Consider the following 25789-nt stretch of genomic DNA (forward strand, 5'->3'; position numbering starts at 1 on the left):
CTCGCCGACTCAAACTGCATGCAGGCTTGTTGCCGGCGTTGTGGAGACGGGAGGCGGCCATGCACTGGCGCTGCCAGGCAGCTGCATCACGGTGCATGTAGCGCCGGCTACTTTATGCAGGTGCCAGCGCATGCCTTCCCTGGGGACTGCTGCATACCGCTCTTTTCGCTCAACGATGCCTCCAGTTTCCCCTTCCAGCGCAGCTGCTGGAGTCAGGGCTGGACGGCCTCAATCATGATCGCTGGCTGCTGGACCAAGCGCTACCACGGAGTTAGCAATCCCTGCGACTTATCGCAGGTCGTGCCGGCATGGTAATTATTATTACTACATGACCGCCTCAAACAAATTATTGACTAAATGACATTGAAAATACTTTTATGCTTTTATGTAGCTTGTCCTTGCATATGGGGACTCTCTCAGAGTACTGGCAGATGGCCGTGGGCTACGTGTTAAAATGCATGAAAGAATAATTCAACATAAAACCTTCCCCGATCTCCTCTGGTTTATTGCCGATTGCCGGATTTCATAGCTCCTATGTTTCAATTCATGAATGTATTTTCTGCATATAAAGAATCGCCGCATTTCTCGTTTTTGTCAGGAAAAGCTGTCTATATTCGCTGCCTTTTATGGTTGTTGTTGCCAAGTGTGATATGGAGTTTTGTTTTCGGTGGATTCTATTTTTGTGCCGAGCCTTTTGTTTTTCCTTTTATCGAAAAGCGGCTTAATCCAAAAGTGTCATTTGGGCTCAAGATTCTCTGGATATTTGTTTTCTTGATAGCAATGTTAGCTAGTTGGAATATCTACCCGGCAGCGTATAATTTTTATTTTTTGATCCTGATGGGAGGGGCTCCTCTTCAGGTTGTATTTGCCTGTTGCATTTTTGTTTTTCTGATGTGTATTTTTTTGTTTTCGGCGCCTTATCGAGAAACTTCTGCCGGATTTAAAAAAAGTATCCTGGTCATCGGCGGATGTTTCATTTTTATGAAATTCATGATGCCTGTTCTCGGCCAGAGTGATGGCATGATAAGGAGAAATATCATTGCATCATCGCCATTTGTATTCAAGGTGCTGGTGCTTGATGCTCAATCTAAAGATAATAAGTTCCTGGGGCCGACAAATGCGCCGACATTTTTAAACCATCTCACGAGCGCCCGTGAAGTCCCGGCCAAGATCGTCTTGATGGTGGTTGAGTCGTGGGGAGAGAGTCAGGCTTCCCTGTCTGAGGTGAAGAAAAACATCGCGCAGAATGGCGGCAATATTATTGAGGCGGGTTTTACTGATTATCACGGCTCGACCCTGCAGGGAGAAGTCCGTGAATTATGTTCTCAATATATCAAGCTGGATGCTCGCCCAAATTTCTCTTCATTTTCTGGTGATTGCGCTCCGGCTTACATGAAGAAAAAAGGCTATGAGGTATTGGGCTTGCACGGCTATCTGCAGATGTTTTATGCCAGAAAGTCTGTTTGGAAAGAGTTGGGCATCGATAATTCTTACTTCCGGACGGATTTGAATCAGTTGAAGACGTGTCCAGGACGTTTCTCTGGTGTTTGCGACGAAGAGCTGATTCGGTATGGCGTTGACTTAATCGCCGGGAAAGACAAGGTGTTTTTATACATGTTATCGCTGTCGAGCCATGAACCCGTGGCGTCTTCCATGCTGCATATGTCAACGCAGTATTTTCAGAATATATCTGCGGTGAACGAGTCTCAAATTGTCGCGCGCAATGCCGTGGGAACGTTGGTGGCGGCCTTGAGTAATAAGCCTCAACTCGGTTGTACCGAGGCATACGTCGTAGGCGATCACCAGCCACCTTCCATGGGTAACAGTGATCAGCTTCAGGCACATCAGGTGCCATATATCCGCATGTCCTTTAATTGCCACGGCTAGATATTGCTGCAGGTAGCGATAAGCAGAAAGCATGGTTGTCGCTGGCAGACGTGCTGTGGCAGCTTGACACAGGTGCCGCAGTCCTTTGGGGTGGCGCACGCCTCTGCCTGAGCCCCACTTCAACAAGCCATTGTTGTTACTGGGCAACGGTATTCTCTTGCCGGTGCGCTTGCTCCCTTTCCCGGATTGCCATGCCTGGAGTATGGGAGAGCTGCAATGCCTGCCGTGCCATGACAGTTTGCTTGCAGCCCGCCTTTTCAGTCCGTCATGGTTTCGTTCGACCTTGTTATCGATAGCAAGGGCGGGCGGACTAAACTTCTTTTTGTTGAAACTCGCGCAGGAAGGCCAGCAGCGCGCGCGCCGCGATGTCGGCATCGTCGGCCGTCATGGTTTCCAGCGGGTTGTGGCTGATGCCGCCATTGCCGCAGCGGGTAAACAGCATGGCCACGTCGGTGATGGCGGCCATGGCCATGGCGTCGTGGCCGGCGCCCGACAGCAGCGCGTACGGTTCGACGCCGACCGATTCCACGGCCTGCGCCAGCTGCGCCATCAGCCATGGCGCACACGGTGCGGCACGCGCCGACAGCAGCAGTTCCAGCTCGTAGTCGATCTGGCGCCGCGCGCAGATGGCGGCGATGCCATCCAGAATATCGTCGACGGCCGCCTGGCGCACGGCGTCAACGGCCGCGCGGATGTCGAGCGACAGGGTGCAGGCGCCGGCGATCACGTTGACGGAGCCGTTCGGCACGTGCAGCTGCCCCACGGTGCCCACCAGCGCCTCGCCCTGGTTGCAGCGCCGTTCCACCAGCAGGATGATTTCGGCGGCCGCGCTGGCCGCATCCTTGCGCATGTTCATGGGCGTGGTGCCCGCATGGCTGGCCACGCCGCCAAGATTGACCAGGTAGCGCGAGCTGCCGGCGATCGCCGTGACGATCCCCAGCGGCAGGTCGCGCTCCAGCAGCACGGGGCCCTGCTCGATATGCACTTCCACATAGCCGAGCAAATCGGCGGGATCGCGCGCGATGGCGCCGATGGCGGACGCTGCATGGCCGGCGGCGGCCAGCGCGTCGCGCATGCTCACGCCATCCGTATCGAGCTGCTCCAGCAGCGAGACGTCGAACTTGCCCGTGACGGCCGTGCTGCCCAGGAAGGTGCTCTTGAAGCGCACGCCTTCCTCTTCGGCGAAGCCGACGATCTCGAGGTGGAACGGCAGTTTTTCGCCCCGCTCATGCAAATGGCGCACGACGGCGATCGGCAGCACGATGCCCAGGCGGCCATCGTATTTGCCGCCGTTGCGCACCGTGTCGTAGTGCGATCCCGTCATCAGGGTCTTTGCGCCGGGGACGTCGGACAGATAGCGGCCGACGACATTGCCGACGGCGTCGATATGCACCTGCATGCCTGCTTCCCGCATCCAGTCGGCCAGCTGCGCCGCCGTTTTGCGGTGCGCCGGCGTCAGGTAGGCGCACGTCAGGTTGTAATCGCTGTCGCTCCAGCCGGCCAGTATTTCCGCATGCTGCATGATGCCCGGACCGAAATCGAGGCGCACGTCGAACAGGTCGTTCAGGCGCAGCTCGGCGATGCGCTTGATCTGTCGCAGCGATTCGGCCAGTTCATCGGCGTGGCGGTTTTTCAGGCGCCGCGCGAACGTGGCGATGATGTCCTGGCGCGTCAAGCCTTCGCCCGTCGGGCCCTTGACGGCCAGGATGAAGGGAAAACCGAACCTGGCGTTGTACTCGGTATTCAGGCGCTGCAAGGTGGCGAATTCGTCAGCGCTGCACAGGTTCAGGCCGGACTTGGCCTGCTCGCGCGTCGATTCCGCCGTCAGCTGTCCCGCGATGGCGGCCTTGCCGGCCAGCTCCGGGTGGGCGCGTATCAGCCCCAGCTGTTCTTCGGGCGAGGCTTGCGCCAGCACGCGCTGCAGTTCCGTCTTGACTGCCGTCAGGCTGGTAAACGGCCGGGCGGCGGCCGCGCGCTGGGCGATCCAGGGCGAATGTTCATAGATGCCATGCAGGTGTGCGATAAAATCGGCCTGGCTGCCGGCGTTCAGGTCTGAAAGGGTGGTCATGGTTTTCCGATCATGCAAGCGGTGATGATAGCGCCCTGTTCCGCCATCCATTATATGCGCGCGCTGATAGCGGCTATCGCTGCACCAGCGCCTTGGCGGCCGCGCTGACCTGGTCGCGCAGCCATTTGTGCTCGGGCGCCTGGTGCACGCGCTGGTGCCACAGCTGGTAAAAGCGCATGGGCGGGAATTTCAATGGCACGGTATACGTTTTCAGCGGCAGGGTCTTTTCATAGAAGCGCATGAACTGCCGGCCCGTGGTGAGCACCAGGTCGGTCTGCGTCAGCATGTAGGGAATCAGGCCGAAATACGCCGATTCCACCACCACGTTGCGCTGCAGGTTCTGGCGCTCCAGGAAGGAATCGATCACGCCGTGGTAGCCCGGCATCATCTGCGACGGCGCCACATGGGGCAGGCTCAGATAATCGTCGAGCGTCATGGCGTCGCTGGCCGTGCGGCGCGCATACGCGTTTTCCGCATGCATGGCGCAGATGATGGGGTCTTCGAACAGCTTCGAGATGTGCAGATGGGCGGGCGGCTCGTCCCAGTTGGCGATCACCAGGTCCAGCCCCCCGTCGGACAGCTGGCGGATATGGTCGATGCCCGGCCCCAGGCTGTGCAGCACCACGCGGCTCTTCGGCGAACCGCGGCGCAGCAGGGCCACCACGTTGGGCAGGAACTGGCTGTCCAGATAGTCGGGCGCGGCGATGTGGAAGGTGCGCGCTTCTTCCTGCGCCACGAACGGCGTCTTCTTGACGAACAGGCTCTCCGTCTGGTCGAGGATGCGCTTGGCCGGATTGAGCAGGCTTTCGCCATGCTGGGTGGGCACCATGCCGCGCGCGCCGCGCACCAGCAGCGGATCGCCCGTCAGTTCGCGCAGCTTGCGCAGGGAAGCGGAAATCGAAGGCTGCGGCTGATTGAGTTTGAGCGCCACGCGCGAGACATTCTTTTCCACCAGCAGCAGATAGAGGATGCGGATCAAGTGCAGGTCGAGGTGTTGCGGCAGGCTGGACATGTGGCGGCGGCTCTGTTGTATATCGATTTGAATATGTCAAATATACGATATTTTTCATGTGATGGGCGGTAAATCCGTTTATCTTGTGTAGATTGGCACGAATATTGGTTCGGTCTGACTAGAGGAAATTTATGGAAGTATTTGCCTACCTGATTCCGTACGGCCTGGAGTGGCTGAACCTGATCGTCCGCTGGCTGCACGTCATCACGGGCATCGCCTGGATCGGTGCTTCCTTTTATTTCGTCTGGCTCGACAACTCGATCCGCCCGCCCGCGCCCGGTTCCGAGCTGGCAAAGAAAGGCGTGTCGGGAGAATTGTGGGCCGTGCACGGCGGCGGCTTCTATAACCCGCAAAAATACCTGGTGGCGCCCGCGGAACTGCCGAAGGAACTGCACTGGTTCAAGTGGGAAGCGTATTCCACCTGGCTATCCGGCTTCGCGCTGCTGACGATTGCCTACTACTTCAATGCGCAGGCCATGATGATCGACAAGGCCGTGGCCGACATCAGCAGCGGCCAGGCGATCGGCATCGGCATCGCCACCCTCGTCATCGGCTGGACCGTGTACGACCTGCTGTGCCGCTCGAAGCTGGCGCAATACGAGCTGTGGTTCGGCGTGACCGTGTTTGCACTGATCGTCGGCGCCGCGTATGTGCTCACGCACCTGCTCAGCGGGCGCGCCGCCTACATCCACGTGGGCGCCATGATCGGCACCATCATGGTGGCCAATGTGCTGATGCTGATCATTCCCGGCCAGCGCAAGATGGTTGAAGCCATGGCCGCCGGCAAGCTGCCCGACCCCAAACACGGCCTGAAAGCCAAGCAGCGCAGCGTGCATAACAATTATTTCACCTTGCCCGTGCTGTTCATCATGATCAGCAACCACTACGCGATGACCTACCGCAACGATCACGCCTGGCTGGTGCTGGCGCTGATCATGGCGGCCGGCGTCTTCATCCGCCACTTCTTCAACCTGCGCCACAAGGGCCGGGTCGAGTGGCGCTATCCGGCCCTGGGCGTGGCCTTGCTGGTGGCCGTCGCCGTGGCCATCGCGCCGAAAGCGCCCGTGGCCGTGGCGGCCGCGCCGGCCGCGGACCCCGCAGCGCAATTCAAGCACGTGCATGCCATCATCGCCCAGCGCTGCGCCACCTGCCATTCGGCCCAGCCCACGCAGCCGGGCTTCGCCACGGCGCCGGCCGGCATGATGCTGGATAATGAAACGGAAATCCGCCAGCATGCGGCGCAAATCTACAAGCAGGCCATCGAGCTCAAAGCCATGCCGATCGGGAACCTGACCAATATGACGGACGCCGAGCGCAGTGAACTTGGTGTCTGGCTGCAACAGACCATGCAAGGAACAAAATGACAACGCACGCAGAACGCCTCACGGCCTGGATCGACGAACACTTCGACGAGGAAGTCGCATTTTTACAGACGGTGGTGCAGCAGCCGACGGACACGCCACCCGGCAACAACGCGCCCCACGCGGAACTGGTGGCGCAGCTGCTGCAGGCCTACGGCTGGCAGGCGGAACAGCATGCCGTGCCAAAAGAACAGGTGGAGGCGTATGGCATGCAGAGCATCACCAACCTGATCGTGCGCCGGCCGTATGCGGCAGGCGGTCCGACGGTGGCCCTGAATGCGCATGGCGACGTGGTGCCGCCCGGCGACAACTGGACGTATCCGCCGTATGGCGGCCAGATCGACGGCGGCTATATCTACGGCCGCGCGACGGCCGTCTCAAAAGGCGACTTCGCCACCTATGTATTTGCCGCGCGCGCGCTCGAAGCGCTGGGCATTCCACTGCAAGGCCAGCTGGAACTGCACTTCACGTACGACGAGGAATTCGGCGGCTTGCTGGGGCCAGGCTGGCTGCTGGAACAGCAGCTGACGAAGCCCGATTTCGTCATCGCGGCCGGTTTCAGCTACGGCATCGTCACCGCGCACAACGCCTGCCTGCAGCTGGAAATCACCGTGCACGGCAAGTCGGGCCACGGCTCCATGCCGGAGACGGGGCATGACGCGCTGCAGGCGGCCAACAAGATCCTCAACGCCATCTACGGCCAGCTGCCGGAGCTGAAAAAGATCAAGTCCAAGGTCGCCGGCATCGACTCGCCCACCATGCTGGTGGGGCGCATCGATGGCGGCACGAATACCAATGTGGTACCGGGAAAAGTCGTCATGAAGATGGACCGCCGCATGATCCCGGAAGAAGACCCGGTGGCGGTGGAGGCGCAGGTGCGGGCCCTGATCGAAGACGCGGTGCGGGGCGAACCGGGCATCCGCCTCGAGATCCGCCGCCTGCTGCTGTCGCATGCGCTGCGCCCCTTGCCCGGTTCCGAGCAGCTGGTGGGCAGCCTGCAAAAGAATGCGCAAGCCATCCTCGGCGAGACGATTCCCGCCGTCGGCACGCCCCTGTATGCGGATGCGCGCCTGTATGGCGAACGGGGCATCCCGGCCGTGCTGTATGGCGCCGGCCCGCGCACGGTGCCCGAATCGAATGCGAAGAAGGCCGATGAACGCCTGGCGCTCGACGATCTGCGCAAGGCCAGCAAGATCGTCGCCCTGACCTTGCTCGATTTCCTGGGCAAGAAATAGGGCGGAAATAAGGCAAGGCAGTTTGGCTTACAATGGGGCGACCATACTCTAGGTGAAGAAGAGCTCCATTGAATACCCGTTTTCTCGAAGCGTTTGTCTGGGCTGCGCGGCTGGGCAGCTTCCGCACGGCGGCCGACAAGCTGCACATCACGCAGGCGGCCATCTCGAACCGCATCGCCTCGCTGGAGCAGGACTTCGGCACGCGGCTGTTCGACCGCGATGCGCGTGAAATCCGCCTGACCTTCGCCGGGCGCAACCTGCTCGTGTACGCCGAGCGCATGCTGGAACTGTGCCGCGACATGTATGCGGCCAATTCCTCGCCCGCGCACATCACGGGCGAAGTGCGCATCGGCGTCATCGAAACCATCGTCCATACCTGGCTGATCCCGTTTCTGCAGCGGGTGCAGGAGCGCTATCCGGGCATCGAGATCCAGTTGACGTCCGAATCGACGCGCCGCCTGCATGAGCAACTGCAGCAGGGCGAACTCGATATCGCGCTGCAGACGGACATGCTGACGGGCGACCATATCCGCAGCACGGGCAGCGGCGCCATCGCCATGGGCTGGGCGGGCAGGAAGGCCGACTGGCCCGACACGGGCAAACCGTTCACCGTGGCGCAACTGGCGCAGCATCCGATCATCACCATGAACCGGGGTTCGCAGCCCCATTCCGCATTGAAAGCGCTGTGCCAGGACGAAGGCGTGCAGCTGGGCAGGGTGCACTGCGTCAGCTCGATCTCGGCCATCGTGCGCCTCGTGAAGGCGGGCTTCGGCATCGCCGTGCTGCCGCTGGCGCCCCTGCGCGAGGAAATCGAGCAGGGCAACATCGCGCTGATTCCATGCGCCAGCGTATTGGCGCCGCAGCGTATCGTCATCAGCTACAGCGAAGACATCACCACGGAAGCGATCCAGCTGGTGGCCATGCTGGCCTGCGAGGAGGCGGCCAGGTTCACCCTGGGGCTGGGCGAGGAGTATGGCGCCGGTGCACGGACGTGACAATTAGCGTGACAATTGGCGTGACAATTAAGTTGCTGTAATCGCCGCGACCCACAAGAAAAACTTATCAGTCGCGTTCAGAATAACCCGTTTGCCAAGTGATGGCGTGCCGCCTATTCTGGGTTGGCACACCACTTACAACGCACAACGGAACCATCATGACGACGTCCACCACTACCTTGCCCGGCATCCTGTTTGTCTGGACCAGCGCCGACCCTGAGCACGAACTCGATTTCAACCGCTGGTATGACCGCGAGCACGTGGAAGAGCGCGTGCGCATTCCCGGTTTTGTCAGCGGCACGCGCTACCAGAGCGTGCGCGGTCCCCGCAAATACCTGGGCCTGTACCGCACCTTCTCGCTCGACGCGTTCCAGACGCCGGACTACTTCAAGGCCTTCGGCCAGCAGACGCCATGGTCGGTGGCGAACCTGCAGCGCATGCGTGATCCGATGCGCCGGGTCTGCGCCATTGAGGCGGAAACGGGCATGGGCACCGGCGCCTGGCTGGCCGTGCTGCGCCTGGGGGCGTCAGCCATCGGCCAGGACGCGCAAGCGGTGGCCGGCATGGCGGCGCTGGGGACGAAGCTGCTGCAGATCGATGGCGTGATTTCCACGCGCCTGCTCACGCCCGACGCCAATCTGTCCGGTCCCTTGCCGGCGGAGCAGAAGGAAGGCCGCGTGCTCGATCCCATCTTCCTGATCGACGCGTCGTCGGAAAGCGCCGCCGTGGCGGCGGCGAACGAAGCCGGCGCGGCGCTGGGTCTCGACGGCGAACAGGCGGCCATCCTGCAACTGTCCTGGCAGCTGCGCGAGGCGGATCTGCAAGCGGCCTGACGCGGGCACGCGCATCTTGCCGGCACCGATAACACGAGACACGGGCCACGGCGCAGGGCAAAGCATCCTGCGCCGGGCCTGCAATAAAACTGACGAGAGAGGTAGGCTATGACCACACACACCACGGCGCGCACCACTGCGCAGCGGGAATCGCATGCGCCCGCAGCAGGCGGGAAGCCCAAGACGGGACGCCTGGCCACGGCCAGCATGGTCGGCACGACCCTGGAATGGTATGACTTCACCGTCTACAACACCATGGCGGCGCTGATTTTCAATCACCTGTTCTTCCCTTCATTCGATCCGCTGACGGGCACCATCCTGGCCTTTTCCACGTATGCCGTCGGCTATATCTCGCGCCCGATCGGCGGCGTGATCTTCGGCCACCTGGGCGACAAGCTGGGACGCCGCTGGGTACTCGTGGTGACCCTGATGCTGATGGGCGTGACGACGGGCCTGATGGGCCTCTTGCCCACATATGCGACGGCCGGCATCTGGAGCCCGGTCCTGCTGGTGGCGCTGCGCTTCGTGCAGGGCATCGCGCTGGGCGGCGAATGGGCAGGCGCCGTGCTGATCTCCGTCGAACACGGGGCCGCGGACAAGCGGGGCCGCAATGCCTCGTGGACGCAGGTGGGGCCATCGTTCGGCACCCTGCTGGCGACGGGCTGCATCGGCCTGATCACGTATCTGCTGCCGCATGAAGCGTTCATGGACTGGGGCTGGCGCATGCCGTTCATCGCCAGCCTGCTGCTGGTGGCCTTCGGCATGTGGATACGCAGCGGCATCGAGGAAACCCCGCTGTTCAAGGAACTCGACCAGCAGGATGCGAAGGCGGAAGCGCCGATCGGCGACGTGCTGCGCATCTACTGGCGCCGTCTGCTGATCGCCGGCGGCGTGCGCATCGGCTCGGACGTGCTGTATGCGCTGGTGGTGGTGTTCACCCTGACGTACGTGACGACGGTACTGCACCTGTCGTCGACCCTGGCGCTCACCGCCATCATGATCGGCACGGCCTGCAATGCGCTGTCGGTACCCGTCTTTGGCGCCCTGTCGGACAAGATCGGCCGCCGTCCCGTGTATGCGCTGGGCGCCACCCTGGGCCTGGTGTGGGCGTTTGCCTTCTTTACCCTGCTCGATACGGCCAGCCCTGCCGCCATCGTCGTTGCCGTCGTGGTGGGTCTGGTCATCCACGCCATCATGTACGGTCCGCAGGCGGCCTTCGTCATCGAACAGTTCCCTACCAAGGTGCGCTATGCGGGGTCTTCGCTGGCCTACACGCTGGCCGGCGTCATCGGCGGCGGCTTCGCGCCCCTCGTCATCGCCAGCCTGTACCGCTCATACAGCAGCACCATGGCCGTCTCGCTGTACGTGGCGGCAGCCTTGCTGATCACCGGCGCCGCCGTGTTGGCGGCCAGAGAAACGGGCCGCGGCCCTCTTGAGGAATAAGGAAATCATGAGCACCCATACCTTCAACCTGGCCGGCCACGGCCCCGTCACCTTCGACATCGACAATCTGATCATCGCCGGCTGGACGGGCCGCGACATGGCGATGGTCGAACACCATATCGCCGAACTGGAAGCCATCGGCGTGGCGCGCCCGAAAAGCGTGCCGACGTTTTACCGCGTGGCGGCGGCGCTGCTGTCCAGCGATGCGGCCATCGAAGTGCCGGGCCGCGATTCGTCCGGCGAGGCCGAATTCGTGCTGTTCTCCACCGAATACGGCCTGCTGGTGGGCATCGGTTCCGACCACACGGACCGCAAGGTGGAAAGCTATGGCGTGACGGTCTCGAAGCAGATGTGCGGCAAGCCCGTGGGCGATACCCTATGGCGCCATGCCGACGTGGCCGGCCACTGGGACCAGCTGCAGATGCGCTCCTGGCGCGAACGGGCCGGCGTGCCGGCCCTGTACCAGGATGGCCCCGTGACGCGCATGCTGTCGCCGGAAGACCTGATCCTGCGCTACACGGGGCAGGCCAGCCTGCCCGTGGGCAGCGCCATGTTCTGCGGCACGCAGCCGATCATCGGTGAAATGGGCCATGGCGACGCGTTCGAGCTGGAGCTGTATGATCCTGCCTTGCAGCGCCGCCTGCAGCACCGCTATGCCGTGCAAACCCTGCCCGTGGAAGGATAAGAGCATGACCCAGTTGACCAAGACCATCCGCGACCTGGCGGCCGACCTGGCCGCCGGCCGCACCACCAGCGTGGCATTGACCGAGCAGATGCTGGCGCGCGCCGAGGCGCACCGGGCGCAGGGCGGCCATGCGTATGTCAGCCTCGATGGCGAACAGGCGCTGATGGAAGCGCGCGCCAGCGATGCGGCGCGCGCGGCCGGCCTGGTGCCTTCGCCGCTGGCGGGCATTCCCCTGTCCATCAAGGACCTGTTCGACGTCAAGGGGCAGGTCAGCCGCGCCGCCTCGCTGGCGCTGGCCGAGGCGCCGCCCGCCGTTGCCGATGCCGGTGCCGTGGCGCGCCTGCGCGCGGCCGGTGCCATCCTGCTGGGCCGCACCAACATGAGCGAATTCGCGTTCTCCGGCCTGGGTTTGAATCCCCATTACGGCACGCCGCGCCATCCGCACGACCGCGCGCGCGTGGCGGGCGGCTCCACCTCGGGCGGCGCCGTCACGGTGGCGCTGGGGATGGCGGCCGGCGCGCTGGGCACGGACACGGGCGGCTCGATCCGCATCCCGTCCGCCTTTTGCGGCCTGACGGGCTTCAAGCCGACGGCGGCTGCCGTGTCGCTGGCGGGCACGGTGCCGCTGTCGCGCTCCCTCGACTCGGCCGGTCCCATCGCGCACAGCGTCGATTGCTGCGCCATCCTGCATGCGGCGCTGTCCGGCCACACTATTGCCGATCACGCGCCAGCCTTGAAAGGCTTGCGCTTCGGTTTTACCCTGGACTACGTGGGCGCCAATGTCGAGCCGCAGGTGCAGCAGGCTTACGCGCGTGCGCTGGACGAATTGCGCGCGGCCGGCGCGCAGGTGGAACAGTTCGACTTTCCGGAACTGCTGGAACTGCCGACGATCAATGGCGGCGGCGGCCTGGTGGCGGCGGAAGCGTGGCACTGGCACCGCGCGCTGCTCGAGGAGAAGGGCGTGCAATACGACCAGCGCGTGGCGGCGCGCATCCGCCGCGGCCAGCAGCAGGGCGCAGCCGACTACATCGATTTGCTCGATGCGCGCGCGCGCCTGATCGGCGTCGCCCGGCGGCGCCTGGCGCCATTCGATGCGTGGCTGATGCCCAGCGTGGCCATCGTGGCGCCGGAAGTGGCCCCGCTGGAAGCGGACGACGCCACCTTCTTCGCCACGAATGGCCTGGTGCTGCGCAATGCCAGCGTGATCAACTTCCTCGACGGCTGCGCGCTGTCGCTGCCGTGCCATGCGGACGGCGAATTGCCCGTGGGGCTGGGTATCTGCGGCCTGGCGGGCGCCGACGACACGGTGCTGCAAATCGGCCGCGCCGTGGAAGCGTTGCTGCGGGGGAATGCAAAAGAATAATGCTGTAGTGCAGGAAAATGCCAACTCTGTCATGATTGCTGGCATTGATATGGGATAGTCGCGCTTGCGCGCCGGCAAACTTCACACTGTGCACCGATACGACCTGATTAGCTGCCATGACTGCGGCGTGCTGTACCGCAAACGTCCGCTGCGTCCACGCGAAAAGGCGCGCTGCGTCCGTTGCCGCTCGGTGCTGTACCGGGCCGCCTCGGGCCGCGGCGCTTCCGCTGGCCTGGACAAGGTCGTGGCGCTGACCCTGGGCGCCGCCCTGGTCTTCCTGATCGCCCAGTTCTTCCCCATCGTCGAACTCGATGTCAATGGCCTGACTTCCAGCGCCACCTTGCTCGGTTCCATCCGCGTGCTGTGGTCCGAGCAGATGCAGGTGGTGGCGACGATGGTTTTCCTGTTTACCATCCTCTTTCCCGCCATCGAACTGGGCTCCCTGCTGTATGTGGCGCTGGGTCTGCGCGGCGGCGTCAAGGTGCCCGGCTTTAACCGCGTGCTGCGCGCCGTGCAGACGGCGCGCGAATGGGGCATGACGGAAGTGCTGATGATCGGCATCCTGATCACGGTCGTCAAGATGACCAGCCTGGCCACCGTGCTGCCGCAACCGGGCCTGTTCGCGTTTGGCGCGCTCACCCTGCTGCTGGCCATCGTCGTTTCGTTCGACCCCAAGGCCTTGTGGAACCTGGGCGACGACCTGACCCGGCAAGCGCTGCCCGGCATCCGCTACAAGGCGTTCGCGCCCGGTGCGAAGATGGTGCCCTGCCATGCCTGCGGCCTGGTGGCGCCGCCCCTGGGCCATGGAAAACACCTGCGCTGCGTGCGCTGCGGCTCGGCCCTGCATGTGCGCAAGCCAAACAGCATCAGCCGCACCTGGGCCTTGCTGATCGCCGCCATGATCCTCTACATTCCCGCCAACCTGCTGCCCGTGATGGTGACGCAGTCGCTGTTCGGTGCGCAGGACGACACCATCATGAGCGGCGTGGTGCTGTTCTGGACCAGCGGCTCGAAAGGCCTGGCCATCATCATTTTCATCGCCAGCGTGGTCGTGCCCATGCTCAAGCTGGGCGTGCTGGCGCTGCTGGCATTCACCGCGCAGCGGCGTTCGCGCTGGCGGCCGCGCCAGCGCACCGTCCTGTACCGCATGGTCGAATTCATCGGCCGCTGGTCCATGCTCGATATCTTTGTCGTCACCCTGACGGTGGCGCTGGTGCGTTTCAAGTCGCTGGCCGTGATCACGGCCGGTCCCGGCGCGCTGGCCTTTGGCGCCGTGGTGGTGCTGACCATGCTGGCGGCGATGCAGTTCGACCCGCGCCTGATCTGGGACCCCGTCGACGAGCAGGTGCCAGGCGAGGAAGAACCCGTGGTGGTGACGACAAATACCGGAAACAATACAGTGATTGGAGAACAGCATGTCTGACAAAGAAGCAGGCGACCTTGCCGAAACGGGTGGCCGGCCATTGCCCGAGCCCGATGTGGAACAGGGCAGCCGCTGGCTGCCATCGCTGGTATGGCTCATTCCCTTGCTCGCTGCGCTGATCGGCGCCGGCCTGGCCGCCAAGTCCATCCTGGACCAGGGCCCCACGGTGACGGTCAGCTTCAAGAGCGCAGAAGGCCTGGAACCGGGCAAGACCAAGGTCAAGTACAAGGATGTCGATATCGGCCAGGTGCGCGCCATCACCCTCGGCGACGACTTGAGCAAGGTGCTGGTGACGATCGACATGAGCAAGGAAGCACGCCGTTTCGCCACCGCCGATTCGCGCTTCTGGGTGGTGCGCCCGCAGATCGGCGCCAGCGGCGTGACGGGCCTGGGCACCTTGCTGTCGGGCGCCTACATCGGCGTCGACACGGGCAAGTCGGAAGCCAAAAAGGATAGTTTCGTCGGCATGGAAGACCCGCCCGCCGTGGCCGGCGACCAGAAGGGCAAGCTGTACACCCTGCATGCGGACAGCCTGGGATCCGTCGATGTCGGTTCGCCCCTGTTCTTCCACCGCCTGCGGGTGGGCAAGGTGGTCAGCTTCGCGCTGGACAAGGATGGCCACGGCATCACCATGTCGGTGTTCGTGAACGCGCCGTACGACCAGTTCGTCGGCAAGAATGCGCGCTGGTGGCATGCCAGCGGCGTCGACGTGCGCCTCGATTCGAACGGTTTCAAGCTGAATACGCAGTCGCTGGCCGCCATGCTGGTGGGCGGCATCGCCTTCGAGGCGGAAAATGGCCGCAAGCCGGAAGACCCTGCGCCGGCTGGCACCAGCTACCGCCTGGCCGCCGACGAGGCCAGCGCCATGCGCGAGCCCGATGGCGAAGCCATTACCACCGTGTTCTATTTCGACCAGTCCCTGCGCGGCTTGCAGCCCGGCGCCACGGTGGACTTCCGCGGCATCGTGCTGGGCGAGGTGCGCTCGGTGGGCATCGAATTCGATCCCGTGAAGAAGAACTTCCGCATGCCCGTCACCGTCAGCCTGTATCCAGCCCGCCTGGGCATGCGTTTCAAGACGGCCGTCGACGATGCGGAAGGCTCGGCCGGCCACCAGCTGCTCGAACGCATGGTCAGCCGTGGCTTGCGCGCCCAGCTACGCACGGGCAACCTGCTGACCAGCCAGCTGTACATCGCGCTCGACTTCTTCCCGAAAGCGCCGAAGGTGGCGCTGGAGCTGAACAAATATCCGCTGGAAGTGCCGACCGTGCCCAACACGCTCGACGAATTGCAGACGCAGATTGCCAGCATCGCCCGCAAGCTCGACCAGGTGCCGTACGCGGAGATCGGCAACAACCTGAATGCCACCATCAAGCAGGCCAATACCCTGTTCAAGCAGCTCGATGGCCAGGTGGTGCCGGAAATGCGCGATACCCTGACGGCGGCGAAACAGACCTTCGGCACGGCCGAACAGGTGCTGCAAAAGGATTCGCCGCTGCAGTCGGACGTGCGCCAGGCCTTGCAGCAGCTGACGCAAACCCTGCAATCGCTCAATGCCCTGTCGGATTACCTGGAACGTCATCCGGAGTCCCTGATCCGCGGTAAAAAAGGAGATGAGAAAAAATGAAGCAGCCAATTCTTGCGCTTGTGATGACGGCCATCCTGCTGGGCGGATGCTCCACGCCCCAGCCCGAGCATTTCTATACGCTCAGCGGCGGCGCCGACGCGCAGCCGGCCAAGCCCGTCAAATACTATGTCGAGGTGCTGGCCGTCAGCGTGCCGCAGCAGGTGAGCCGTAACCAGTTCGTCGTGACGGCGCCGTCGGGCCGCATCGAGTTGCTGGAGCAGCAGCGCTGGGCCGGGCCGCTGGCCGGCGAGATCGGCCAGGCCTTGTCGACGGCCGTGACGAACGAGCTGGGCGCCATCGATGTGTTCCGCACGCCGCATCCGGACAACCTGCCCGTGTACCGCATCAGCACCAATGTGCAGCGTTTCGAGTCCGTGATGGGCCAGTATGCGCTGATCGATGCCGTGTGGAGCGTGCGCCAGCTGGCCAGCAACAAGGTGGTGACTTGCCGCACGATAGCCAATGAAAAGGTGGGTGCGGGCTACGATGAACTGGTGCTGGGCCACCGCCGCGCCGTCGGCCGCATCGCCGCCGATACGGCGAGCGTCGTGCGTGGTTTTGACGGCGGCAACGCTGGCTGTCCGGCCGCCTGAGCCGCTTTCCGCTACCCAGTCCCGGCGGCCGCTGGTAAAATGCGGCCATGGGAATGACCTCTTTCACACGCCGCTGCGCCGCCTGGATCGCCTGTTTCGCGATCCTGCTGGCGGCGCTCGCGCCATCGGTTTCCCAGGCCGTCGCCAATGCCAAGCAGGAGTCCGGCTCCGGCTGGGCGGAAATCTGCTCGGTGGCCGGCATCCGTTTCGTCCAGGTCGACGATGATGGCGGCGCCGACGGCAAGTCCGGCGGCAAGGCCATGCAGATGGAGCATTGCGCCTTCTGTTCCACGCATGCGGGTTCCGTGGGCTTGCCGCCCAGTCCCGTGCTGCCGCTGCCCGTCGCCGGCGGCACGGCCATTTTCCCGGCCCTGTACTACCAGTCGCCGTCCCCGCTGTTCATCTGGTCCACCGCGCAATCGCGCGCGCCGCCCGCACTCGTCTAAGTCCTTGCATTTTCAATGTTGGCGCTGTCCGCCTTGCGGTGGGACAGGCCGCATCCGCACACTTAAACGAGAATCACATGAACAAGAAACTGTTGGTGCTGGCCGCGGCCATCACCGTGGCTTACCCCTGCGCGCAGGCGCAATCGGATCACACCATCGACACCGTCGTCGTTTCCGGCTCGCGCGCGCAGTCGTGGCTGTCCGAAACGCCGCAGGCCATCGGCGTCGTCAATGCCAAAATGCTGGAACGCGACAAGCCCAAGACCATGGGCGATATCCTCAACCGCATCGCCGGCGTGTACTGGAATGACCTGGGCAACGAACAACACAGCATGAGCATCCGCCAGCCCATCGGCACGAATGCCGTGTACCAGTACCTGGAAGACGGCATTCCCATCCGGCCGCTGGGCGTCTTCAACCACAACTCGCTCAACGAGATGAACATGGCCGGGGCCAGCGGCGTGGAAGTGGTGAAGGGAGCCGCTTCCTCGCTGTATGGCAGCAATGCCGTGGGCGGCGCCGTCAATTTCCTCACGGCCGGAGCCAGCGCCACGCCGACGGCCACGGTGGGCGTGCGGCGCGACAATACGGGCGGCTACACGCGCTACGATACGTCCGCCAGCGATACGTGGGGGCCGCTGGGACTGCGCTTTTCCCATTACAGTTCGCGCCGTTCGCGCGACAACTGGCAAGAGTACAGCTATGGCGACAAGGATTCGTTTTCGCTGCGCGCCGACTATGCGCTCAGTCCCACGTCGCAGCTGCGCGCCACCATCGTCCACACGGATCTCGATGCGGCCATGACGGGCAGCCTGTTCGAGAACGATTACCGCAATGACCCGGGCAAGAGCCTGAACACGTTCACCTACCGCAAGGACAAGACCACGCGCATGAATCTGGCGTGGGAGGGCGAGACGACGACCAATGGCACGAGCACCGTCACCGTGTTTACGCGCAAGAACGACCATGGGCAAATTCCCGCCTATTCCATCGGCAGCTGCGCGGGCATGCTGTGCAAGGGCGTCATCAACAACAACCATGTCGATTCGCTGGGCCTGGACGTGAAACACCAGCAGAATTTTGCGTGGCTGAACTCGCGCCTGGTCGCCGGCGTGTATGTGGACAAGAGCGACAATCCTTTTGTCAGCGATAACCTGTCTATCGTGCGCGATGCCGCCACGGGCCGCTACCTGTCCTACACCCTGGCCAATGCCGCCAATCCGCTGGGCGTGCGCGACTACCAGACGGACATCCTGAACACCGCCGTCTTCGCGCAATGGGAATTTTCTCCGCTGGCGGGCACGCGCGTGGTGCTGGGCGGCCGCTCGGACGCCATCCGCTACGACTACCATAACAATCTGGCGCCCGGCGGCAGCGTCAGTTACGGCGCGCCCGACGAGTCGCGCAGCTTTTCCCACGCCAGCCCGAAGCTGGGCGCCACCTACGCCATCGGCCATGCGGGCAGCGTGTATGCGAATGTCAGCCAGGGATTCACGCCGCCCGAAGTGAGCCAGCTGTATGGCAAGACGGGCATCGCCGACTTGCAGCCGTCGGTCTACAACAACTATGAACTGGGCTTGCGCTGGGCCTTCCTGCAGGGACGCCTGAAACTCGATACGGCCGTGTACCGGCTCGACGGGCGCGACACCATCGTCAGCTACACGCTGTCGCCGGGGAACAGCGAAAACCGCAATGCGGGGCGCACGCGCAGCGAAGGGCTGGAGCTTGGCCTGACCTACGACAGCAGCCCGTTCGACGCGCGCTTTGCGACGGCCATCGCGCGCCACCGCTACCTGCGCTACCAGGTATCCGCCAGCCTCGATTACAGCGGGCGCGACATGCCGCAGGCGCCGCGCGACATCACCTCGTTCGAGATCGGCTACAAGCCCGTGGCCGGCGCAAGGGTGGCGCTCGAAGCCGTGCACCAGGGCCGCTACTGGATGAACAATGCCAACACGGTGGAGTATGGCGGACACGCGCTGTTCAACCTGCGCGCCAGCTATCGGATTGCGCGCGGGCTGGAGGCTTGGGCGCAGGTGCGCAACCTGACGGACAGGCGCTATGCGGATTCGGCCAGCAGCAGCTATTCGGGCGCGGGCAGCTACGTGGCCAATACGCAGAACCAGTACACGCCCGGCGCGCCGCGCAGCGTGATGCTGGGCCTGTCCTACACCTACAACGCCCTGTGAGGATGGCCATGGACGATTTCACCTTTCTCATCGCCCGGCGTAAGAGCCTGTACTGGCGCATCCACTTCTGGGCCGCGCTGATCGCCTCGCCGTTCGCCTTGCTGGCGACCTTGACGGGCATCCTGTACGTGTTCACGCCGCAGATCGAAACGGCGTTGTACGCCCACCTCGATCATGTGGCGCCGCAGGGCGCCATGCGGTCGCTGGACGCCGCCGTGGCGGCAGCGGAACGGGCGGCGCCGCGTGGCTGGGAAGTGCAGCACGTGGTGCCGCCGTTTCAACAGGACGACGCGGTGCAGGTGGCGTTTGCGCCGCCTGGCGGCGCGCAAGGCGACCATGCTGAACATGCGGGCCACGGCGGGCATGCCGCCGCAGCCAAGCCGAAATTCGGCCTGCCGGCGCAAGCCGTCGTCGTGTATGTGAACCCCTACGATGCGCGCGTGCTGGGCAGCCTGGCCAGCAGCGAACGCTTCGGCAACTGGGCGAAGAAGCTGCATTCGCGGCTGCTGCAAGACGATGGCTGGCGCTGGATGATCGAACTGGCGGCCAGCTGGCTGATGGTGATGCTGGTGACGGGCGTGGTCCTGTGGTGGCCGCGCGGCGCGCAAGCGGGCTTGCCGAAGCGGGGCGCGCGCGGGCGCAATGGCTGGCGCCAGTGGCATGCCTTCCTGGGCGTGGCGCTGGGGCTGGTGAGTGTCGTGATTCTGACGACGGGACTGACGTGGAGCCAGCAGGCGGGCGCGCGCATCCGCGCGCTGCGCGACGTCAGCGGCCAGGCATCGCCGCCTGCGCCGCGCGGTCTGCACTCGCGCGAGGAAGGTGCTCCGCTCGACTGGCAGGGCGCCTGGCAGGTGGCGCGCAGCCATGCGCCCGCCATCGCCGTGCAATTGACGGCGCCCGCCAGCCAGGACGACGTGTGGCGCGCCACCATGGCCGACCGCAGCCGGCCCACCTTGCGCTTCGACCTGCAGTTCGACGCCTACAGCGGCAAGCCCCTGTACTACGCGGGTTGGGATGCGCAGACGGCGTTCGGCAAAGCCACGGCCATCGGCATCCCCTTCCACCGGGGCGAATTCGGCTGGTGGAATCAGGCGCTGTTGCTCGTGTTCGGCGCCAGCGTGCTGTTCTCGCTGGTATCGGGCTGGGTGATGTTCTTCAAGCGGCGCCTGCCAGGTTCGCTGGGCTTGCCCAAGCTGCTGCCGGGCGCCTGGACGTCGCCCTCGGCCCTGGCCTGGCTGACGGCGGCGGGCATGTGCGCGCTGATGCCGCTGCTGCTCCTGTCCGGCAGCCTGCTGATGCTGCTGGAGCTGGGACTGGCGCGCCATGGCCGCCGGCGCCGGCTTGCGCGATGACGGACCATATGGCCTGGCGCTGGCTGGGCTAGAATGCAAGGGCGCGGCCAGGCTCGTTGCCATGGGCCGCCCCTTGCATAGGCTGAACCATGGTATTCATCGATTTTCCCGCCCTGTCCACCCTGGCCGCCGCGTCGGCCGCGGTTACCCAGAAATGCAGCTGCTGCACCGTGCCACTGGACGCCTGGCAGCGCCTGCCCACCTCGCTGGAGCTGGACCGCTTCGAAGAAGTCGGCACCCTGCGCGAAGACCCGTACGAAGAACCCACGTTTGACGAGTACCACCCGCAGGGCACGCGCTACGACAGCGTGGACGCGCCCATCGCGCCGCGCTTCTATCCCGCCAACCTGAGCCAGGTGGCCCGCTGCCTCAATTGCGGCCGCCACTATCTGCGCTACAACGAGGCGGGCGGCTACTTCACGGAACTGCGCATCCGCGCGCTGCGCCCCGAACTGCTGGCCGACGCGCCGCTGTAGCAGGTGCCTGTCACAGGCTTTCCTTGACGTGCGCAATGCCGTGTTCATCGTAGATCGAATACACGGCAGCGAGAATGTTTTCCAGCTCGGGCGAGCGGTCCATGTGCCGCATGCTGAACAGGATGGGCGAGAACGCATGCTTGTCGTCCAGCTTGCGGTACACCACGTTGCGGTGATGCATGGCCTGCACGCTTTCGGGCACGATGGAAATGCCCTGGCCGGCTGCCACCAGTCCCATGGAAATCTGCAGCTCGCGCACTTCCGTGACGGGGCCGGGCGTGACATTGCCGTCGCTGAACATGGCCAGCACCTGGTCGGCAAAGCTGGGGCGCGGCGCTTTCGGATAGACCAGCAGGGTTTCATGCATCAGGTCCGCCAGGCGCAGGCCGCCCTCGCCATGGGCCAGCCGGTGCCCGGGCGGCAGGGCCACCACCAGGCGCTCTTCGCGCAACAGGATGCGGCGGATGCTGGGGTCCTCGCTTTTCAGGCGCCCGAAGCCCACGTCGATGCGGCCTTCCTTCAAGGCCTTGATCTGCTCCACCGTCGTCATTTCATGCAGGGTCACGTCGACCTCGGGGTGGCGCTCGCAATAACGGTGCACGACATCGGGCAATTCGCCGTACAGGGTCGAGGCGACGAAGCCGATCGACAGGGTGCGTTCCAGCTTGCCGATGCGCTGCGTCATCGCCTTCAGGTCGCGCACCTGGTCGAGCAGCGGGCGCGCGTGGGCGAGGAAAAACTCGCCCGCTTCCGTCAGCCGCAAGGGACGCGAACCCTTTTCGATCAGCGCCACGCCCAGGGTTTCTTCCAGCTGCTGCATCTGCCGGCTGAGCGGCGGTTGCGCGATATGCAGGCGCGCGGCGGCGCGTGTGAAGTTCTTTTCTTCGGCAACCGCAACGAAGTAGCGCAAGTGGCGTAATTCCATCTTCATACCTTTCAGGTATAGGTTCCATACCAACTCGGTGTTGGACGTGGGGACTTTGGGGGCATATCGTGTCACCACTCCACAGAATTATACGGAATAAATATGATTCAAAATATCGAGACCTTCCTGGTCGATGTGCCCACCATCCGTCCGCACAAGCTGTCCGTCGCCACCATGAATACGCAGACGCTGGTACTGGTGCGGCTGCGCTGCGCCGACGGCATCACGGGCTGGGGCGAAGCCACCACCATCGGCGGCTTGAGCTATGGCGGCGAAAGCCCGGAAAGCATCAAGACGAATATCGATACCTACATCGCGCCCCTGCTGGTCGGCATGGAAGCGAGCGAAGTGGCCAAGGCCATGGCCAGGGTCCGCAAGGTCATCCAGGGCAACCGCTTCGCCAAGTGCGCGATCGAGACGGCGCTGCTCGACGCGCAGGCGCGTCGCCTGGGTGTGCCGCTGTCGGAATTGCTGGGCGGCCGGGTGCGCGATGCGCTGCCCGTGGCCTGGGTGCTGGCCAGCGGCGACACCGTCCGCGATATCGCGGAAGGGGAAAAAATGCTGGAATTGCGCCGCCACCGCATCTTCAAGCTGAAGATCGGCCTGCGCGACGTGATGGATGACGTGGCCCATGTGCTGGAGATCAAGCGGGCGCTGGGCGAGCGCGCCAGCGTGCGCGTCGATGTCAACCAGGCCTGGAGCGAGACGGACGCCGTGCGCGGCATCGCCGCGCTGGAAGCGGGCGGCATCGACCTGATCGAACAGCCCGTCAAGGCGGGCAACCGCGCCGCGCTGGCGCGCCTGAAACAGCGCTTCGACGTGGCCATCATGGCCGATGAAGCCTTGCACGGTCCCGCCGATGCGCTGGCGCTGGCGCAGGCCGATGCGGCCGACGTGTACGCGGTGAAGATCACGCAGTCGGGCGGCTTGCTGCCCGCGCTGGAAGTGGCCACCGTGGCGCGCCTGGCCGGCGTCGGCCTGTACGGCGGCACCATGCTCGAAGGCGGCGTCGGCACGGCAGCCACGGCCCACGTCTGTTCCACGTTCGCGGAACTGGCCTGGGGCACGGAACTGTTCGGGCCACTGCTGCTGACGCAGGAAGTCTTGCGCGAGCCGCTCGTGTACCGCGACTTCATGCTGCAGGTGCCGACGGGGCCGGGCCTGGGCGTGGAGATTGATACCGACAAGCTGCGTGCCATGCAGCGTCAATAAAGGAGACAACATGTTATTCCATGTACGCATGAACGTGAACCTGCCCGTCAGCATGCCGGCGGAACAGGCAGCGCAGCTGAAACAGACGGAAAAGGAATTGGCCCAGCGGCTGCAGCACGAGGGCAAGTGGCGCCACCTGTGGCGCATCGCCGGCCAGTACGCCAACGTCAGCGTTTTCGATGTGGACAGCGTGGACGAGCTGCACAACTTGCTCACTTCGCTGCCCTTGTTTCCCTACATGCAGATCGACGTGATGCCGCTGTGCCGCCATCCTTCGTCCGTGCGCGACGGCGATGCCTGACCCGCGCTGCGGCACGAGCAAAGGAGAGAGGCCATGAAACACACGGATACGGGAATCGTCGTGACCACCTGGAACGGGGACGATACGCTGCTGCATTACCGCACCGATGGCGAGAGGGGCAAACCATGCCTGCTGCTGTCGAATTCCCTGGGCACGGACCTGTCCATGTGGGATGCCCAGGCGGCAGACCTGGCCAGCGACTTTTATGTCGTGCGCTACGATACGCGCGGCCATGGCCGCTCGGCCAGCGGCAGCGCGCCGTTCGGCATCGAACGCCTGGGCCTGGACGTGGTGGCGCTGCTCGACCACCTCGAGATCGCCCGCGCCGCGTTCTGCGGCATCTCGATGGGCGGCTTGACGGGGCAGTGGCTGGCCATCCACCAGCCGCAGCGCCTCACGCATCTGGTGCTGGCAAATACGGCGGCGCGCATCGGCGCGGCCGACGCGTGGCTGGCGCGTGCGGAACAGGTGCGCCGCGACGGCATGGATGCGGTGGCCGACGGCGCCGCCGCGCGCTGGTTCACGCCAGCGTTCATCGCGCGGGAAGCGGCCACGGTGGCGCGCATGATCGCCACCTTGCGCGGGCAGGATGCCGAAGGCTACGCGGCCTGCTGCGCGGCGCTGGCGCAGGCGGACTTGCGCGCACAGGCGGCCACGATTGCGGTGCCCACCCTGCTCATCGCCGGCGAGCACGATCCCGTCACCACGGTGGACGATGCGCGCTGGCTGCAGCGGCAGGTGGCAGGCGCACAGCTGGCCCAGGTGCCCGCGTCGCATTTGTCGAATGTCGAGGCGGCGCAGGCATTCACGGCCCGGCTGCGCGCCTTTGTATCGTCGCCGGCAGGGTAAGATTTCGCTTTGCCCCTGAGCACCGCCACCGGCAAGGCCGGCATGCGGCAGGGGAAGCTTTTTTGAAAAAATAATAAGAAAAAAAGCAAACTTGGAGTAGACAGATGGAAAACAGATTGATCATCATCGCGGCGATCACGGTGGGCTATTTCGCCCTCATGTCGTACATTACCTATAGCGTGCGCAAGCACGCCAACAGCGCCGAAGGCATGACGGCGGGCGGGCGCAACTATCCCGCCTACCTGATCGGCGCGCTGTTATTGTCGGAATTCATCGGCAGTTCCGTCAGCATCGGCACGGCGCAAAAGGGCTATGAGCTGGGCATTTCCGCCGCCTGGAACCTGGTGGCGCTGTCGCTGGGCTTTTTGCTGCTGGCCATCGTGCTGGTGAAGAAATACAAGGAAAGCGGACAGTCGACGATTTCCGGCATCCTGGCGCAGACGTATGGCGAACCCGTGCGTTATGCGGCATCCATCCTCACCATCGTCGCGCTGGGTATCGTGGCCGTGGCCCTGTACGCGAGCGGCGGTGCCGTGCTGGCGGCCGTGCTGCACATCAATAAAACGGTGGCCATTTTGCTGGTGGGCGCCATCACCGTGATCTATGTCAGCCTGGGCGGCATGCGCTCGGTCGTGTACACCAACTTCGCCCACTCCATCGTCAAATACCTGGGCGTGATCCTGGCGCTTGCGTATGCGCTGGAAGCGAGCGGCGGCATCGGCGCACTGCAGGCACAGTTGCCGGCCAAGATGTTCAACTGGGTCGAGATCGGCTGGGGCCAGATCATCGCCTGGATGATCGGCGGCATCGGTTCCATCTTCGCCACGCAATACGTGATCCAGGCGCTGGTCAGCACGGACAACCCGGCCGTGGCCAGACGCGCCTGCTATTACGTGTCTTCGCTGATGATTCCGTTCGGCCTGATGGCCGCGCTGATCGGCATGTGCAGCGCCGTCCTGTATCCGGGCATGAAGTCGATCGACGCGTTTCCCACGCTGATCGCCCACATGCCGGCCTTTTCCGCCAGCATCATGATCGTGGGCCTGGCCGGCGCCCTGTTCGGCGGCATTTCCGCCACTACCCTGGCATCGGCCACCCTGGCCATGAAGGACTTTTATGATCCCTGGTACAACAAGGCAAAGAACGATGCGAAATCGCTGATGTTCCTGCGCATCGCCATCGTCGTGGCAGGCTTGCTGCCGCTGGTGCTGGCGCTGTATGCGGAAAAACTGCTGATGATCGCCTTCCTGGGCAAGGCCTTGCGCGCCACCCTGGCCGTGCTGGTGCTGATGGCCTTTTATGCGCCGAAATTCGGCACGCCGCGCGGCGCCTTTGTCGGCGTGATCGTCTCGGTGATCGCCACGATAGGCTGGTTCCTCGCGGGCAATCCGTACGGCGTGGACAGTTCCTACCTGGCGCTGGCCGGTCCGCTGCTGACCATGGGCATCAGCCATTTGTTCAAGCCGGCGCAAGGGGACGTCAAGCCGGCGTCGTCCGCACGGCCGTAGTGGACGCCC

22 protein-coding genes are annotated in these 25789 nt (G+C 63.9%); 19 read left to right on the forward strand and 3 right to left on the reverse strand.

Annotated elements, in window-relative coordinates:
* The first annotated feature begins 546 nt into the window (after positions 1 to 546).
* Positions 547 to 1887, forward strand: coding sequence for a sulfatase-like hydrolase/transferase (locus VPH41_RS23575; RefSeq protein ID WP_328571694.1), 1341 nt, complete (start codon positions 547 to 549; stop codon positions 1885 to 1887).
* A gap of 310 nt (positions 1888 to 2197) precedes the next feature.
* Here the strand turns inward: VPH41_RS23575 and VPH41_RS23580 are convergent, their stop codons facing one another.
* The gene (locus VPH41_RS23580; protein WP_328571695.1) at positions 2198 to 3955 is read right to left on the reverse strand and encodes an allantoate amidohydrolase; all 1758 of its coding nucleotides are present in this window, start codon (positions 3953 to 3955) and stop codon (positions 2198 to 2200) included.
* A 73-nt stretch (positions 3956 to 4028) separates the two neighbouring features.
* Positions 4029 to 4967, reverse strand: coding sequence for a LysR family transcriptional regulator (locus tag VPH41_RS23585; protein ID WP_034754583.1), 939 nt, complete (start codon positions 4965 to 4967; stop codon positions 4029 to 4031).
* A gap of 131 nt (positions 4968 to 5098) precedes the next feature.
* Here VPH41_RS23585 and VPH41_RS23590 point away from each other — a divergent pair, with 131 nt between their 5' ends.
* The 14 genes from VPH41_RS23590 to VPH41_RS23655 all read left to right on the forward strand — a co-directional run bounded on the left by VPH41_RS23590 (position 5099) and on the right by VPH41_RS23655 (position 20985).
* Positions 5099 to 6331 carry a urate hydroxylase PuuD gene (locus tag VPH41_RS23590; RefSeq protein WP_328571696.1) on the forward strand — a complete coding sequence of 411 codons (1233 nt, stop codon included), beginning with the start codon at positions 5099 to 5101 and terminating at the stop codon, positions 6329 to 6331.
* Positions 6328 to 7563 carry a M20/M25/M40 family metallo-hydrolase gene (locus tag VPH41_RS23595; protein ID WP_328571697.1) on the forward strand — a complete coding sequence of 412 codons (1236 nt, stop codon included), beginning with the start codon at positions 6328 to 6330 and terminating at the stop codon, positions 7561 to 7563. The genes VPH41_RS23590 and VPH41_RS23595 overlap by 4 nt, the downstream gene beginning before the upstream one ends.
* Positions 7564 to 7631: 68 nt before the next feature.
* Positions 7632 to 8558 carry a LysR family transcriptional regulator gene (locus tag VPH41_RS23600; RefSeq protein ID WP_328571698.1) on the forward strand — a complete coding sequence of 309 codons (927 nt, stop codon included), beginning with the start codon at positions 7632 to 7634 and terminating at the stop codon, positions 8556 to 8558.
* Positions 8559 to 8716: 158 nt separating this feature from the next.
* The gene (locus VPH41_RS23605; RefSeq protein ID WP_328571699.1) at positions 8717 to 9391 is read left to right on the forward strand and encodes a hypothetical protein; all 675 of its coding nucleotides are present in this window, start codon (positions 8717 to 8719) and stop codon (positions 9389 to 9391) included.
* Positions 9392 to 9499: 108 nt separating this feature from the next.
* Positions 9500 to 10834, forward strand: coding sequence for an MFS transporter (locus VPH41_RS23610; protein ID WP_328571700.1), 1335 nt, complete (start codon positions 9500 to 9502; stop codon positions 10832 to 10834).
* 7 nt (positions 10835 to 10841) lie between these two features.
* A complete protein-coding gene (locus VPH41_RS23615; RefSeq protein WP_152281658.1) occupies positions 10842 to 11519 on the forward strand; it encodes a DUF2848 domain-containing protein in 678 nt (225 codons plus the stop codon).
* Between the two features lie 4 nt (positions 11520 to 11523).
* Positions 11524 to 12882, forward strand: coding sequence for an amidase (locus VPH41_RS23620; protein WP_328571701.1), 1359 nt, complete (start codon positions 11524 to 11526; stop codon positions 12880 to 12882).
* A 127-nt stretch (positions 12883 to 13009) separates the two neighbouring features.
* Complete coding sequence (locus tag VPH41_RS23625) at positions 13010 to 14305, forward strand: paraquat-inducible protein A (RefSeq protein ID WP_442906313.1); 1296 nt, start codon at positions 13010 to 13012, stop codon at positions 14303 to 14305.
* Complete coding sequence (locus VPH41_RS23630) at positions 14298 to 15929, forward strand: PqiB family protein (RefSeq protein ID WP_328571703.1); 1632 nt, start codon at positions 14298 to 14300, stop codon at positions 15927 to 15929. The genes VPH41_RS23625 and VPH41_RS23630 overlap by 8 nt, the downstream gene beginning before the upstream one ends.
* On the forward strand, positions 15926 to 16522 hold the full coding sequence (locus tag VPH41_RS23635; protein WP_287775758.1) for a PqiC family protein: 597 nt from the start codon (positions 15926 to 15928) through the stop codon (positions 16520 to 16522). Before VPH41_RS23630 ends, VPH41_RS23635 begins: the two co-directional genes overlap by 4 nt.
* 53 nt (positions 16523 to 16575) lie before the next feature.
* Complete coding sequence (locus VPH41_RS23640) at positions 16576 to 16968, forward strand: DUF2946 domain-containing protein (RefSeq protein ID WP_152281653.1); 393 nt, start codon at positions 16576 to 16578, stop codon at positions 16966 to 16968.
* A gap of 77 nt (positions 16969 to 17045) precedes the next feature.
* Positions 17046 to 19157 (forward strand): TonB-dependent receptor family protein, encoded by a 2112-nt coding sequence (locus tag VPH41_RS23645; RefSeq protein WP_328571704.1) that lies wholly within the window; start codon positions 17046 to 17048, stop codon positions 19155 to 19157.
* Between the two features lie 8 nt (positions 19158 to 19165).
* Complete coding sequence (locus VPH41_RS23650; protein ID WP_328571705.1) at positions 19166 to 20509, forward strand: PepSY-associated TM helix domain-containing protein; 1344 nt, start codon at positions 19166 to 19168, stop codon at positions 20507 to 20509.
* A gap of 89 nt (positions 20510 to 20598) precedes the next feature.
* Positions 20599 to 20985 carry a hypothetical protein gene (locus VPH41_RS23655; RefSeq protein WP_328571706.1) on the forward strand — a complete coding sequence of 129 codons (387 nt, stop codon included), beginning with the start codon at positions 20599 to 20601 and terminating at the stop codon, positions 20983 to 20985.
* 10 nt (positions 20986 to 20995) lie between these two features.
* Here the strand turns inward: VPH41_RS23655 and VPH41_RS23660 are convergent, their stop codons facing one another.
* On the reverse strand, positions 20996 to 21910 hold the full coding sequence (locus tag VPH41_RS23660; RefSeq protein ID WP_328571707.1) for a LysR family transcriptional regulator: 915 nt from the start codon (positions 21908 to 21910) through the stop codon (positions 20996 to 20998).
* 102 nt (positions 21911 to 22012) lie between these two features.
* Here VPH41_RS23660 and VPH41_RS23665 point away from each other — a divergent pair, with 102 nt between their 5' ends.
* From VPH41_RS23665 to VPH41_RS23680, 4 genes are all read left to right on the forward strand, one after another.
* On the forward strand, positions 22013 to 23122 hold the full coding sequence (locus tag VPH41_RS23665) for a muconate/chloromuconate family cycloisomerase (protein ID WP_152281649.1): 1110 nt from the start codon (positions 22013 to 22015) through the stop codon (positions 23120 to 23122).
* A 10-nt stretch (positions 23123 to 23132) separates the two neighbouring features.
* Positions 23133 to 23423, forward strand: coding sequence for a muconolactone Delta-isomerase (catC, locus tag VPH41_RS23670; protein WP_287775763.1), 291 nt, complete (start codon positions 23133 to 23135; stop codon positions 23421 to 23423).
* 33 nt (positions 23424 to 23456) lie between these two features.
* Positions 23457 to 24272 carry a 3-oxoadipate enol-lactonase gene (gene pcaD / locus VPH41_RS23675; protein ID WP_328571708.1) on the forward strand — a complete coding sequence of 272 codons (816 nt, stop codon included), beginning with the start codon at positions 23457 to 23459 and terminating at the stop codon, positions 24270 to 24272.
* 104 nt (positions 24273 to 24376) lie between these two features.
* Entirely contained in the window at positions 24377 to 25780 is a 1404-nt protein-coding gene (locus tag VPH41_RS23680; protein WP_287775765.1) for a sodium:solute symporter family protein, read from the forward strand.
* Positions 25781 to 25789: the final 9 nt, after the last annotated feature.

Origin of the sequence: Janthinobacterium sp. P210006, from assembly GCF_036231885.1 — a bacterium.
Classification (GTDB): Bacteria; Pseudomonadota; Gammaproteobacteria; order Burkholderiales; family Burkholderiaceae_D; genus Janthinobacterium; species Janthinobacterium violaceinigrum.

What these genes read in the sequence shown, in the direction of transcription:
- VPH41_RS23590 (WP_328571696.1), top strand. Translation starts at nt 5,099, where the DNA reads ATGGAAGTATTTGCCTACCTGATTCCGTACGGCCTGGAGTGGCTGAAC.
- VPH41_RS23620 (WP_328571701.1), top strand. Translation starts at nt 11,524, where the DNA reads ATGACCCAGTTGACCAAGACCATCCGCGACCTGGCGGCCGACCTGGCC.
- VPH41_RS23680 (WP_287775765.1), top strand. Translation starts at nt 24,377, where the DNA reads ATGGAAAACAGATTGATCATCATCGCGGCGATCACGGTGGGCTATTTC.
- VPH41_RS23605 (WP_328571699.1), top strand. Translation starts at nt 8,717, where the DNA reads ATGACGACGTCCACCACTACCTTGCCCGGCATCCTGTTTGTCTGGACC.
- VPH41_RS23645 (WP_328571704.1), top strand. Translation starts at nt 17,046, where the DNA reads ATGAACAAGAAACTGTTGGTGCTGGCCGCGGCCATCACCGTGGCTTAC.
- VPH41_RS23580 (WP_328571695.1), bottom strand. Translation starts at nt 3,955, where the DNA reads ATGACCACCCTTTCAGACCTGAACGCCGGCAGCCAGGCCGATTTTATC.
- VPH41_RS23615 (WP_152281658.1), top strand. Translation starts at nt 10,842, where the DNA reads ATGAGCACCCATACCTTCAACCTGGCCGGCCACGGCCCCGTCACCTTC.
- VPH41_RS23665 (WP_152281649.1), top strand. Translation starts at nt 22,013, where the DNA reads ATGATTCAAAATATCGAGACCTTCCTGGTCGATGTGCCCACCATCCGT.
- VPH41_RS23660 (WP_328571707.1), bottom strand. Translation starts at nt 21,910, where the DNA reads ATGGAATTACGCCACTTGCGCTACTTCGTTGCGGTTGCCGAAGAAAAG.
- VPH41_RS23595 (WP_328571697.1), top strand. Translation starts at nt 6,328, where the DNA reads ATGACAACGCACGCAGAACGCCTCACGGCCTGGATCGACGAACACTTC.
- pcaD (WP_328571708.1), top strand. Translation starts at nt 23,457, where the DNA reads ATGAAACACACGGATACGGGAATCGTCGTGACCACCTGGAACGGGGAC.
- VPH41_RS23610 (WP_328571700.1), top strand. Translation starts at nt 9,500, where the DNA reads ATGACCACACACACCACGGCGCGCACCACTGCGCAGCGGGAATCGCAT.
- VPH41_RS23650 (WP_328571705.1), top strand. Translation starts at nt 19,166, where the DNA reads ATGGACGATTTCACCTTTCTCATCGCCCGGCGTAAGAGCCTGTACTGG.
- VPH41_RS23640 (WP_152281653.1), top strand. Translation starts at nt 16,576, where the DNA reads ATGACCTCTTTCACACGCCGCTGCGCCGCCTGGATCGCCTGTTTCGCG.
- catC (WP_287775763.1), top strand. Translation starts at nt 23,133, where the DNA reads ATGTTATTCCATGTACGCATGAACGTGAACCTGCCCGTCAGCATGCCG.
- VPH41_RS23655 (WP_328571706.1), top strand. Translation starts at nt 20,599, where the DNA reads ATGGTATTCATCGATTTTCCCGCCCTGTCCACCCTGGCCGCCGCGTCG.
- VPH41_RS23575 (WP_328571694.1), top strand. Translation starts at nt 547, where the DNA reads ATGAATGTATTTTCTGCATATAAAGAATCGCCGCATTTCTCGTTTTTG.
- VPH41_RS23585 (WP_034754583.1), bottom strand. Translation starts at nt 4,967, where the DNA reads ATGTCCAGCCTGCCGCAACACCTCGACCTGCACTTGATCCGCATCCTC.
- VPH41_RS23630 (WP_328571703.1), top strand. Translation starts at nt 14,298, where the DNA reads ATGTCTGACAAAGAAGCAGGCGACCTTGCCGAAACGGGTGGCCGGCCA.
- VPH41_RS23635 (WP_287775758.1), top strand. Translation starts at nt 15,926, where the DNA reads ATGAAGCAGCCAATTCTTGCGCTTGTGATGACGGCCATCCTGCTGGGC.